This window comes from Pseudoxanthomonas sp. LjRoot204_2 (genome assembly GCF_056175765.1).
Window position 1 is genome coordinate 1 of the sequence record NZ_JBGFFG010000060.1, and the last position, 11,491, is coordinate 11,491.

The following is an 11,491-nucleotide window of genomic DNA, read 5'->3' on the forward strand; positions in this document are numbered from 1 at the left end:
CTTCTGCCRCTCGGCCTTCACCGCCGCGCGCGCGGCTTCATCGGCGTCTTCGCCGAGTGCGTCGTATTCGGCTTCCAGCGAACCGCCCAGCACGATGTCGGTACCGCGGCCGGCCATGTTGGTGGCGATGGTGATCGCGCCCGGGCGACCCGCCTGCGCGACGATGTGCGCTTCGCGTTCGTGCTGCTTGGCGTTGAGCACTTCGTGCGGCACGCCGGCCTTGTTGAGGAAGTCGGACAGCATTTCCGACGTCTCGATCGACGTCGTGCCGACGAGCACCGGCTGACCGCGCTGGTAGCAGTCCTGGATGTCGGCCAGCACCGCCTTGAACTTGCCCTGGCGGTTGAGGAACACCTGGTCGGGCGAATCCTTGCGCACGGTCGGGCGGTTGGTCGGGATGACGATGACTTCCAGCCCGTAGATGCTCTGGAACTCGAAGGCTTCCGTATCCGCCGTACCGGTCATGCCGGACAGCTTGTTGTACATGCGGAACAGGTTCTGGAACGTCACGCTGGCCAGAGTCTGGTTCTCGCGCTGCACCGGCACGCCTTCCTTCGCCTCGACCGCCTGGTGCAGGCCGTCGGACCAGCGGCGACCCGCCAGCGTGCGGCCGGTGAACTCGTCGACGATGACCACTTCGCCATCGCGCACGATGTAGTCCACGTCGCGCTGGTAGATGGCATGCGCGCGCAGGGCGGCATTGAGGTGGTGCACGACCGACAGGTTGTTGGCGCCGTACAGCGGCTCTTCCTCGCTGATGATGCCGGCCTGCAGCAGCAGTTCCTCGGCATGCTCCATGCCCGCTTCGGACAGGTGCACCTGCTTGCCCTTCTCGTCGACCCAGTAGTCGCCTTCGGCTTCCTCGTTCTCCTGCTTGATCAGCTGGGGCACGATGCGGTTGACGCGGATGTACAGCTCCGGCGATTCGTCGGCCGGGCCGGAGATGATCAGCGGGGTGCGGGCCTCGTCGATCAGGATGGAGTCGACTTCGTCGACGATGGCGTAGTGCAGGCCACGCTGGAAGCGGTCGGCGCGCGACATCGCCATGTTGTCGCGCAGGTAGTCGAAGCCGAACTCGTTGTTSGTSCCGTAGGTGATGTCCGCGGCGTAGGCGCCCTGCTTGTCGCCGTGCGGCATGCCCGGGTAGACGACGCCCACGCTCAGGCCCAGCCAGTTGTACAGGCGGCCCATCCATGCGGAGTCGCGGCGGGCCAGGTAGTCGTTCACGGTGACGACGTGCACGCCCTTGCCTTCTAGCGCATTGAGGTAGGTGGGCAGCGAGGCGACCAGCGTCTTGCCTTCACCCGTGCGCATTTCCGCGATCTTGCCCAGGTGCAGCACCATGCCACCGATCAGCTGCACGTCGTAGTGGCGCATGCCCAGGACGCGGCGGCTGGCCTCGCGGCAGACGGCGAAGGCTTCCGGCAGGATCTTGTCGAGCGATTCCCCGCCCGCGATGCGCTGCTGGAACTCCGGGGTCTTCGCCTTCAGCTGCTCGTCGGTGAGCTTCTGCAGCTCTGCTTCCAGCGCGTTGATCTTGTCGGCGGTGCGGTGCAGCTGCTTGAGCAGGCGCTCGTTGCGGCTGCCGAAGACACGGGTGAGCAGGTTGTTGATCATGTAGGGAACCGGAAAGGAAAAGGACGCCGGGGCGGCGCAGCGTGTGCGGCCCCAAAACGAAACAGGGCGCAAGGCGCCCTGTCTGGCAACACCGTATTGTAGCTTGGGGCGCCGCCCGGGGAATCAAGGCGGGCCGTCAGACCGCCCCGCCCCCGATTGGTTCCGCGCGGATCAGCCGCGCTTGACCTGCCCGACCGGCGTCGGGCCTTCGCCCAGGAACTTGCGCGGATTGACCACGCGCCCGTTCTCCCACACCTCGAAATGCACGTGCGCGCCGGTGGAGCGGCCCGTCGAGCCGGCCTTGGCCACTTCCTGGCCCACGCGCACCAGGTCGCCCGCACGCACGCTGAGGCGCGAGTTGTGCGCATAGCGGGTCACGTAGCCATTGCCATGGTCCACGTCGATCACGTTGCCGTAGCCACCCTTCACGCCCGCGAAGCTGACCACGCCATCGGCCACCGACAGCACCGGATCGCCCACACGCGCTTTGAAGTCGATGCCCTTGTGGTTCTGGCCGCCGCCGCCAAACGGATCGGCGCGACCGCCGAAACCGGAGGTGATGTAGCTGTTGGCGATCGGCATGCGGCCCGGGGTCGCATTCTTGTCGAGCTCCCGGTTGAACAGCAGCGCTTCCAGCACAGACAACTGGCGACCGGAGGCGGCGAACTGCTGCTCTAGCTTGTCCACGCCGTCCTTCAGGTCGGCAGGCTTCATGTCGAACGACACGTCGTTGCCGCCGACGCCGACCGGCTCGTTGAAGTCGAACTCGCCGTCCTGCAGCTGGCCCACGCGGGTGAGCCGCTCGCCCAGCGCGTTGAGCCGATTGGCCTGCGCCTGCAGTTCGCCCAGGCGCGCGGCCATGGCGTTGATTTCCTGCTGCGCGCCGCGACGGACCTGGTCCAGTTCGGTATCGCGCTGCTCGGCCTTGGCCTGCAGCAGCGACACCTGGGCCATGCCGGCAGCGCTGCGTCCGGCGGCGCCGACCAGCAGGCCGGCGGCGACCAGCACCGCGGCACTGGCCAGCGGACGTGCGTGGAACGCGAGGCGGATGCGATAGGCGCCATGGGCGGACGCATGAGCCCACCAGGTACGCGAATTGTTTACGATGGTCTTAAAGCTCATAGATACCGATGTCTGATTCGAAGTCCAAGCCGCGCCGCGCCGGCATCGCGCAACCTGCCCTGCAGGCTGCCCTGACGGATGCCGCCACCGACCCGGTGCGTCGTGCCATGTGGCTCGACGCCTTGGAACAGCAGCTTCGCCCCTGCCTTCCGCCTGCCCTCGCGCCGCATTGCCGGTTGGCGAACGTGGCGGGCAAGCGGCTCGTTTTTATCGTCGACTCCCCCGTGTGGAACGCCCGGCTTCGCCTGGCGGCACCCGAATTGATCAACGTGGYCCAATCCATCGGACTGGCGGTCACCGAAGTCACCGCCAAGACAAGCCCCGCGTCGGTCATCAAGCCTGCGCAGAACCCGGTCGTACCCGTATCGGAGGCGTCCCGCAAAGGGCTGCAAGCGGCCCTCGACCTCCTGTCCGAACCGGACTCCGCCGGTACGCCTGCCGATCGCGGCAGTCATCGTGGTCGGCGGAAAAATTGACTCGGCCATCACGAGGGACGGGGCATGGTACCGGCCACCGCTGGTCGGAGCGTTAGCCAGAAGTTAAGGCCGCGTTATTTCCGGACCCATTTCCTGACCGAGGTCACAGTTTCGCCAAGGCGTAACGAATCGCGCGCGCACGCGTGACGGGGGTGGGAAACCGGGCGACAACGGATTCACCGTCCCGACGGGACGGAGGTCTCAGACGGCCAGGGCGGGGGCCGCGTACGTGACCGGCGACGGCGCGGTACGGTCTTCGAACGTCACTTCTTCCCACGCCGAGGTCTGGGCAAGCAGGGCGCGGACCAGCTTGTTGTTGAGTGCGTGGCCCGACTTGAAGCCCTCGTAGGCGCCCAGGATGGGGCGGCCGGCGAGGTAGAGGTCGCCGATGGCGTCCAGGATCTTGTGGCGGACGAATTCGTCCGTGTAGCGCAGGCCATCTTCGTTCAGCACGCGGAACTCGTCGAGCACGATGGCGTTGTCCAYCGAACCGCCGAGGCCGAGGTTGCGCTCGCGCATGTATTCCAGGTCGCGCATGAAACCGAACGTGCGTGCACGTGCGACTTCCTTGACATACGCGCCGGTGGAGAAATCCACTTCCGCCCGCGACTGCGAGGCCGGAATCATCGGATGATCGAACTTGACCGTGAAGCCCAGCTTGAAGCCGTCGTAAGGCTCGAAGCGCGCCACCTTGTCGCCGTCGGTGACCTCCACCGTATGCAGGATGCGGATGAAGCGCTTCGGCGCGTCCTGCTCGGCGATGCCGGCGGACTGGATCAGGAACACGAACGGACCCGCGGAGCCGTCCATGATCGGCAACTCGGCCGAGGACAGTTCAACGTAGGCATTGTCGACGCCGAGGCCGGCCATCGCCGACATCAGGTGTTCGACGGTCTGCACCTTCGCACCTTCGCAGGTGAGGCCAGTGCACAGCGTGGTCTCGGTGACCAGATCGGCGCTCGCGGGAATCTCCACCACCGGCGACAGGTCGACGCGCCGGAACACGATGCCGGTATCCGCCGGGGCCGGGCGCAGGGTCATGTAGACCTTTTCGCCACTGTGCAGCCCCACGCCCGTCGCGCGGATCACGTTCTTGAGGGTGCGTTGCTGGGCCATCGGAGGGGATCGCAGGTGGGGGGAACCTGAGGGGGCAGCGAGAATATCACGCAGGCCACTGAATCTTAACGGAAGAACCGGTCTGTCCCACGCCTGCAACAACGGCCTGGTAGCGCCGTCGGGAAAGGGCTGCCGGACCGGCGAAGGTCCGGCAGCAAAAGGACAGGGCGATGCAGCAATACGGCCCCTCCCCTTGCGGGGAGGGTGTTGCGTGATCAGTCCGCCTGGCGGCGGAGGAACGCCGGGATGTCCAGGTAGTCGGACGGCAGCTCCGCTGCGACGGGTGCCGACGCGGGGGCCGACGGCGCGGGCGAGGCCGAACCACGGCGCAGGCCCAGGCCGCTGGTGGCGGCGCTGATCGGATCCATCGAGAAGCCGTCGTCGATCGGCATGCCGGTGGTGGCGTCGCGGACCAGCTTGATCGGCGCGCGCATCGGCTCGCGCAGGTCGCCGCCACGGCCGACCGGCTGGCGGGCGGCGTTGCGGTTCAGGCCCGTGGCGACCACGGTCACGCGCACTTCGTCCTGCATGTCCGGATCGAGCACGGTGCCGACCACGACCGTCGCGTCTTCCGAAGCGAAGCCTTCGATGGTGCGGCCGACTTCGTCGAACTCGGCCATCGTGAAGTCCGGGCCGGCGGTGATGTTGACCAGGATGCCGTTGGCACCGTTGAGGTTGACGTCGTCCAGCAGCGGGTTCTGGATCGCGGCCTCGGCGGCCGCCTGCGCTCGGTCGTCGCCGCGGGCGCTGCCGGTGCCCATCATGGCCAGGCCCATCTCGCTCATCACGGTACGAACGTCGGCGAAGTCGACGTTGATCAGGCCCGGGCGGACGATCAGGTCGGCGATGCCCTGCACGGCGCCGAGCAGCACGTCGTTGGCGGCGCGGAAGGCCTGGATCATCGTCGCGTTGCGGCCCAGCACGGTGATCAGCTTTTCGTTCGGGATGGTGATCAGCGAATCGCAGTGGTGGCTCAGTTCCTCGATGCCCTTCAGCGCGACCTGCATGCGGCGGCGGCCTTCGAACGGGAACGGCTTGGTGACCACGGCGACGGTCAGGATGCCCATCTCCTTGGCCAGCTGTGCCACGACGGGCGCGGCGCCGGTACCGGTGCCGCCGCCCATGCCGGCGGTGATGAACACCATGTCGGCGCCGTCCAGCGCGTCGATGATGCGCTCGCGGTCTTCCAGTGCGGCCTGGCGGCCGACTTCCGGATTCGCACCCGCACCCAAGCCCTTGGTGACGTTGCTGCCGAGTTGCAGCTGCAGCTTGGCGCCGCAGTTCTTGATCGCCTGCGAATCGGTGTTGGCGGTGATGAACTCCACGCCATCCACGCTGCCGTTGACCATGTGCGCCACGGCGTTGCCGCCGCCGCCGCCCACGCCCACGACCTTGATCACTGCATTCGGGGCCATCTTTTCAACCAGTTCGAAATGTGCCATGTCCTTGTCCTCGTTTATTTAGTTATGTGGTGCTGGTGGAACGAACGTCGTGACGCCTTCAACTTCGCGGAGGATGTCGCCTCACTCAGAACTCGCCGCGATACCAGTTCTGCAGTTTCTTGAACCAGCTGCCCGCCTTGCCCGTGGGCAACGACGGACGCCGGGGATGTTCGATCTGGCTGCCCATCAGCAGCAGGCCCACGCCGGTGGCATGCACCGGGTTGCCGACCACTTCGCCCAGCCCGGTGACGTGCTGCGGGATGCCGACGCGCACGGGCATCTGCAGCATCTCTTCGGCCAGCTCGACAACGCCTTCCATCTTCGCGGCGCCACCGGTCAACACCATGCCCGCGCGCACGCGCTCCTCGAAGCCCGAGCGGCGCAGTTCGGCCTGCACCATCTCGAAGATCTCCTCGTAGCGCTGCTGTACGGCCTGCGCCAGCGCGTGGCGCGGCAGGCGGCGCGGCGGGCGGTCGCCCACGCTCGGCACCTGGATGCTTTCTTCGGCCGTGGCGAGCTGGGCCAGCGCGCAGGCGTAGCGCACCTTGATCTGTTCGGCTTCCGGTGTCGGCGTGCGCAGCATGTGCGCGATGTCGTTGGTGACCTGGTCGCCGGCGATAGGCAGCGAGGCCGTGTGGCAGATCRCACCCTGCACGAACACCGCGAGGTCGGTGGTGCCCGCGCCCATGTCGACCAGCACCACGCCAAGCTCGCGCTCGTCGCTGGTCAGCACGGCGACGCTGGAGGCCAGCGAGGAGAAGATCAGGTCGTCGATCTGCAGGCCGCAGCGCTGCACGCACTTGCTGATGTTGGCGGCCGCCGACTGCGCGCAGAACACCAGATGCGCGTCCACCTCCAAGCGCACGCCCGTCATGCCGACCGGATTGCGGATGCCTTCCTGCGAGTTGTCCAGCTTGTACTCGCGCGGAATGGCGTGGAGGATCTTCTGATCGGCCGGGATCGCGACCGCCTTGGCTGCCTCCAATACGCGGTCCAGGTCGCCCCAGGTCACTTCGCCGTCGCGGATCGGCACGATGCCCGGTGAGTTGCGGCACTGCACGTGGTTGCCGGAGATCGACGCGTAGACCGAGCGGATCTCGCAGCCGGCCATCAGCTCGGCCTCTTCGATCGCACGCTGGATCGACTGCACCGTGGATTCGATGTCGACGACCACGCCGCGCTTCAGGCCGCGCGATTCGTGCGAGCCGATGCCGATCACCTCGATCGGATTGCCCGGCGCGTACTCGCCGACCAGCGCCGTCACCTTGGAGGTGCCGATGTCCAGCCCGACGATCAGCGATTTGTCACCCTTGCGATTCATGTAATGCCCTGCAGAAGACGACCCGCGACCGCGATCGGCGCAGGCAATGGAGTCGGTGTCGCGGCCGGTGGCGGCGCCTTCGGCGCCTCGCCCCAGCTGAGCGCGAACCCGTTGGTGTAGCGGAGGTCGGCGCGCACCAGCGGCTGCGCCTGGGTGGCGAGCAGCTGCGGCAGCATCCGTGCGAAACGGCCCAGGCGCGGACGCGCGTCGGCGCGGCCGACCACCACTTGCGTGCCGTTGCCCAGCAGCAGCGACCAGCTGCCGCGCGCATCCATCACCAGCGTGGTGACGTCCAGGCCCATCGGCGCGAACAGCTGGCGCGATTCGTTGTACAGCGCGGTCACTTCCTGCACCTGCGACTCGGGGCCGCCGAGCTGCGGCAGGTCCAGGCCGGTGAGCTCCTTCGGCATCGGGAAGAGGCGGCCGTGTTCGGACAGCAGCTTGTCGTCGCCCCAGCGCGCGAACGGCTTGTGTTCGGTGATGCGCACTTCCAGTACGTCGGGCCAGCGCTTGCGGACATCCGCGCGTTCGACCCACGGCAACTGTTCGACAGCGCGCTTGGCGTCTTCCAGCCGCACGGCGAAGAAGCCGCGCCGCGCGTGCGGTAGCACCGCCGCCTGCAGCTGCGCCGCATCGACGCGCGCCAGTTCGCCCTGCACGCGCAGCTTGCTCAGCGGCCACCGGTCGGCGCCGATCCAGCCGTTGACGACGGCGACGACCGGCAGCGCGACCAGCGCCAGCGCGAGCAGCCACGTCAGGATGCGCAGGGCGGCGTTCATCGGCCCGCCACCTCCGGCACCGTCTGCTCAAGGATGCGCCAGCACAGCTCTTCGAAACCGATGCCGACCTGCGCGGCTTCCTTCGGTACCAGCGAATGACTGGTCATGCCGGGCGCGGTGTTCACTTCCATCAGCAGGAAGCGGCCGTCGGCGTGGCGCATGACGTCGACGCGGCCCCAGCCGGTGCAACCCGCGGCGCGGAAGCCGTCCAGCGCCAGCGCACGGATTCGCGCTTCGTCGCCGGCGTCGTCCAGGCCCGGGCACAGGTACTGCGTGTCCTCTGCGATGTACTTGGCGTGGTAGTCGTACCAGCCCTTGGCCGGCGCGATGCGCACCGACGGCAGTGCCAGATCACCGAGGATGGCGACGGTGAATTCGCCACCGGTCAGCATCTGCTCGGCCAGCAGTTCGCCGGAATACGAAGAGGCGAAGGCCACGGCGGGCGCCAGGTGGTCTTCGCCGATGATCTGGAACACGCCGACACTCGACCCTTCGGCCGACGGCTTCACGAACACCGGGAAGCCCAGCGTRCGCACTGCGGCGACCAGATCGCCACCGGCCGGAATACGCACGAACGTCGCAGTGGGCAGACCCGCGGCCTGCCACACCTGCTTGGTGCGGATCTTGTCCATCGTCAGCGCCGAACCCAGCACGCCGGGGCCGGTGTACGGCACGCCGAGCGATTGCAGCAGGCCCTGCAGCACGCCGTTCTCGCCATCGCCGCCGTGCATGATGTTGAAGACGCGGTCGACCTTGCCCGCGCGGATCGCTTCGATCAGCGCAGGCACGCCGTCGACGGCGAATGCCTGCACGCTGCGCGCGAGCAGCGCGTCGAGCACGTTCCGCCCGGAGTTGAGCGACACCTCGCGCTCGCTGGACGCGCCGCCCAGCAGCACGGCCACACGGCCGAAGCGCGAAGCATCGGTGATGCGCAGCGGCGGAACGGTCAGGTCGTTCATGCGGTGTCCTTGCCGGTGAATCCGTGCGCGGCGATGTGCTGCGACATGTGGCCGATGTCGCCGGCACCCATCAGCAGCAGCAGATCACCGTCCTGCAGGACGTCGGGCAGCACGTCGACCAGGTCGCTGACCTGGCTGACCACCACCGGCTCGTTGCGGCCGCGGGCACGGATCGCACGCGCCAGCGACTTCGAATCGGCGCCGGCGATTGGCTGTTCGCCGGCCGGATAGACCTCGCTCAGCACCAGGGCGTCGGCTTCCGACAGCACGGCCGCGAACGCATCGAACTGGTCGCGCGTGCGGCTGTAACGATGCGGCTGGAACGCGACGACCAGGCGCTTGTGCGGCCAGCCACCACGCGCGGCGGCGAATACGGCGGCGAGTTCCTTCGGGTGATGGCMGTAGTCGTCGACCAGTTGCACGCGCGCGCCCTGCGACGTGGTGATTTCGCCGAGGTCGTTGAAGCGGCGGCCGATGCCGGCGAACTTCTCCAGCGCGGCCGCGATGTTCTCCGGCGAAACGCCCAGCTGCCAGCCGATCGCGGCGGCCGCCAGCGCGTTCTGCACGTTGTGGCGGCCGGGCAGCGCCAGGCTGACGCGGATGCTGGCGTCCTCCGGCAGGCGCAGGGTGAAGTGCATGCGACCGCCTTCCTGCTCGACGTCCTCGGCGCGCACGTCGGCGTTCTCGGCGAAGCCATAGCTCATCACGTGGCGCGGCGTGTCCGCCGCGATGGCGGCCACTTCCGGATCGTCRATGCACAGCACGGCCAGGCCATAGAACGGCAGGCGCTGCAGGAACTCGGCGAACGCCGCCTTCACGCGCTCGAAGTCGTTGCCGTAGTTTTCCAGGTGATCGGCGTCGATGTTGGTGACGACGGAGATCAGCGGATTCAGGCGCAGGAAGCTGCCGTCGCTTTCGTCGGCCTCGGCCACCAGCCACTGGCCGTCGCCGAGCTTGGCGTTGGCGCCGGCGGCGAGCAGCTGGCCACCGATGACGAACGTCGGGTCCAGGCCGCCTTCGCTCAGCACGGCGGCGGCGAGGCTGGTGGTGGTGGTCTTGCCGTGCGTGCCCGCGACGGCGATGCCGCGGCGGAAGCGCATCAGTTCCGCGAGCATGGCGGCACGCGGCACGATCGGGATACGCTGGCTGCGCGCCTCCATCAGCTCCGGGTTGTCGTGCTTGATGGCGCTGGACACCACCACGCAGTCGGTGCCCAGCACGTTGGACGCGTTGTGGCCGCGCATGACGCGCGCGCCCAGCGACGCCAGCCGACGGGTCGCGGCGTTGTCGGCGTTGTCCGAACCTGAGACTTCGTAGCCCAGCGTGCACAGCACTTCGGCGATGCCGCTCATGCCGGAGCCGCCGATGCCGACGAAGTGCACCCGGCGGAACTCCTTGGCCAGGTTGCCGGTGTGTTGCAGGCGGCGCTCGCGTGCAGCAGCCATCATCATGCCTGCGTCCTCATTTCAATGGCTTCCTCGAGAATGATGTCGGCGATGCGGTCGGCCGCATCGGTCCTGGCCAGTGCGCGCGCGGCTTGCGCCATCGCCATGCGCTTGCCTGGGTCGGCGATGAGCGGGCGCAGCGCCGCCGTCAGGGTTTCGGCCAAGGTGTCGTCCTGCTTCAGCAGCACGGCCGCACCACGCTCGACCAGGTATTCGGCATTGCGGGTCTGGTGGTCGTCGACGGCCTGCGCGAACGGGACCAGCACGCTGCCCACGCCGACCGCGCACAGCTCGGCGAGCGTGGAAGCGCCGGAGCGGCAGACCACCAGATCGGCCCACGCATACGCCGCCGCCATGTCGGTGATGAAGGCTTCGACGCTGGCCGCCACGCCCGCATCCGCATAGGCCTTTGCGGCTTCGTCGCGCAGCTTTTCGCCGCACTGGTGGCGCACTTCGAGGCTGCCCGGCGGCAACGCCGCGATCGCCTTCGGTACCGCCAGGTTCAAGGCACGCGCGCCCTGGCTTCCACCCAGCACCAGCACGCGCAGCGGACCGCCGCGGCCCGCCAGGCGTTCGGATGGCGTGGGCAATGCCGCGATTTCGTCGCGCACTGGATTGCCGACGACTTCCTCGCGCGCCGGGAAGGCGCCGGGAAAGCCCGTCATCACGCGGCGAGCGACCTTCACCAGCATGCGGTTGGTGAATCCGGCCGCGCGGTTCTGTTCGTGCACCATCAGGGGCACGCCCATCAGGCGCGCAGCGACGCCCCCGGGACCTGCCGCGAAGCCGCCGAAACTCACCACGGCGCGCGGCACCCGGCGACGCAACACGAAACCGGCGGCGCGGATCGCGCGCAGGATGCGGACCGGCGCGCCGAGCAGCGCGAGCTTGCCCTTGCCCCGCAACCCGCTGATGGCCAGCGTATCCAGCGGAATATCGTGCTGCGGCACCAGGCGCGTTTCCATCGCGCCATCGGCGCCCAGCCAGACCACCGGCACGCCGCGCGCGCGCAGCACCTTCGCCACGGCCAGCGCGGGGAAGATGTGGCCGCCGGTTCCGCCGGCCATAATCATCACGGGGGCATGCATCGGCGCGTTCATGCCAGCCTCTCGAACGTCGGCTCGACGCGCGCGTGCAGGCGGCTGGTGCCGCGCAGGGTCTGCGACAGCGAGACGCCGGCAGCGGTCGCCGGTGCGGGGCTGGCGGGACGCGGC

Annotated in this window: 10 protein-coding genes; 1 reads left to right on the plus strand and 9 read right to left on the minus strand. The window is 68.2% G+C overall.

Going from position 1 to position 11,491, the window contains the following annotated elements:
* Both secA and AC04L7_RS04695 read right to left on the minus strand, forming a co-directional pair.
* On the minus strand, positions 1–1,617 hold a 1,617-nt coding region (secA, locus tag AC04L7_RS04690; RefSeq protein ID WP_475512603.1), incomplete at its 3' end, for a preprotein translocase subunit SecA.
* 171 nt (positions 1,618–1,788) lie between these two features.
* Complete coding sequence (locus AC04L7_RS04695) at positions 1,789–2,739, minus strand: M23 family metallopeptidase (protein WP_296278471.1); 951 nt, start codon at positions 2,737–2,739, stop codon at positions 1,789–1,791.
* Positions 2,740–2,747: 8 nt separating this feature from the next.
* On the opposite strand from AC04L7_RS04695, the gene AC04L7_RS04700 reads away from it, so the two are divergent.
* A complete protein-coding gene (locus AC04L7_RS04700; protein WP_475512604.1) occupies positions 2,748–3,215 on the plus strand; it encodes a DciA family protein in 468 nt (155 codons plus the stop codon).
* 201 nt (positions 3,216–3,416) lie between these two features.
* Here AC04L7_RS04700 and lpxC read toward each other — a convergent pair whose 3' ends face one another.
* The 7 genes from lpxC to murG all read right to left on the minus strand — a co-directional run bounded on the left by lpxC (position 3,417) and on the right by murG (position 11,365).
* Positions 3,417–4,331: a UDP-3-O-acyl-N-acetylglucosamine deacetylase gene (gene lpxC / locus AC04L7_RS04705; RefSeq protein WP_475512605.1), complete on the minus strand. Its 915-nt coding sequence runs from the start codon at positions 4,329–4,331 to the stop codon at positions 3,417–3,419.
* Positions 4,332–4,546: 215 nt separating this feature from the next.
* On the minus strand, positions 4,547–5,773 hold the full coding sequence (ftsZ, locus tag AC04L7_RS04710) for a cell division protein FtsZ (RefSeq protein ID WP_296278474.1): 1,227 nt from the start codon (positions 5,771–5,773) through the stop codon (positions 4,547–4,549).
* A gap of 85 nt (positions 5,774–5,858) precedes the next feature.
* On the minus strand, positions 5,859–7,094 hold the full coding sequence (ftsA, locus tag AC04L7_RS04715) for a cell division protein FtsA (protein WP_475512606.1): 1,236 nt from the start codon (positions 7,092–7,094) through the stop codon (positions 5,859–5,861).
* Entirely contained in the window at positions 7,091–7,873 is a 783-nt protein-coding gene (locus AC04L7_RS04720) for a cell division protein FtsQ/DivIB (protein WP_436000128.1), read from the minus strand. Before AC04L7_RS04720 ends, ftsA begins: the two co-directional genes overlap by 4 nt.
* On the minus strand, positions 7,870–8,832 hold the full coding sequence (locus tag AC04L7_RS04725) for a D-alanine--D-alanine ligase (RefSeq protein WP_436000130.1): 963 nt from the start codon (positions 8,830–8,832) through the stop codon (positions 7,870–7,872). Before AC04L7_RS04725 ends, AC04L7_RS04720 begins: the two co-directional genes overlap by 4 nt.
* Positions 8,829–10,280: a UDP-N-acetylmuramate--L-alanine ligase gene (gene murC, locus AC04L7_RS04730; protein WP_475512607.1), complete on the minus strand. Its 1,452-nt coding sequence runs from the start codon at positions 10,278–10,280 to the stop codon at positions 8,829–8,831. The genes AC04L7_RS04725 and murC overlap by 4 nt, the downstream gene beginning before the upstream one ends.
* Positions 10,280–11,365 carry an undecaprenyldiphospho-muramoylpentapeptide beta-N-acetylglucosaminyltransferase gene (gene murG, locus AC04L7_RS04735; RefSeq protein WP_436001087.1) on the minus strand — a complete coding sequence of 362 codons (1,086 nt, stop codon included), beginning with the start codon at positions 11,363–11,365 and terminating at the stop codon, positions 10,280–10,282. The genes murC and murG overlap by 1 nt, the downstream gene beginning before the upstream one ends.
* Positions 11,366–11,491: the final 126 nt, after the last annotated feature.

Coding starts and splice junctions, on each gene's coding strand:
- AC04L7_RS04720 (WP_436000128.1), bottom strand. CDS start 7,873: ATGAACGCCGCCCTGCGCATCCTGACGTGGCTGCTCGCGCTGGCGCTG.
- ftsZ (WP_296278474.1), bottom strand. CDS start 5,773: ATGGCACATTTCGAACTGGTTGAAAAGATGGCCCCGAATGCAGTGATC.
- AC04L7_RS04695 (WP_296278471.1), bottom strand. CDS start 2,739: ATGAGCTTTAAGACCATCGTAAACAATTCGCGTACCTGGTGGGCTCAT.
- murG (WP_436001087.1), bottom strand. CDS start 11,365: ATGCATGCCCCCGTGATGATTATGGCCGGCGGAACCGGCGGCCACATC.